General features: G+C 64.9%; 1 protein-coding gene. It reads right to left on the bottom strand.

The window, feature by feature from the left end; all coding sequences use genetic code 11:
• The coding region (locus ACU8YC_RS28005) for a cbb3-type cytochrome c oxidase subunit I (RefSeq protein WP_446896395.1) at window positions 1-439 on the bottom strand (439 nt) is incomplete at both ends.

Raw genomic sequence — 439 nt, 5'->3', positions numbered from 1 at the left:
GAATAGACGAGGTAGAGCATCGGGAAGATGTAGCCCGCCGCCAGGATCGTAGCGCCCGCCGAGGACAGACCGGTCAGGAGCTGGAACTCGGCCGGATAGGTCGCGTAGCGCCGCGGCATCCCCAGATAGCCCAGGATGAACTGCGGGAAGAAGGTCACGTTGAAGCCGATGAAGATCAGCAGCGCCGAGACCCGGCCCCAGGGCTCGCTGTACATCCGGCCGGTGAAGTTCGGCCACCAGAAGTGCAGGCCGCCCAGGAACGCCAGCCCCGTGCCGCCGACCATGATGTAGTGGAAATGCGCGACCACGAAGTAGGTCGCGTGGATGTGCTGGTTGATGGCGAGCGTCGCGAGGTAGAGGCCGGTGAGGCCGCCGAGCACGAACAGTCCGATATAGCCCATCGCGTAGAGCATCGGCGTGTCGAGCCGCAGGGCTCCCT

This window comes from Citrobacter sp. VF227, assembly GCF_052950715.1.
The sequence above is the reverse complement of the archived record's forward strand: the minus strand, read 5'-3'. Positions and strand labels throughout refer to the sequence as shown.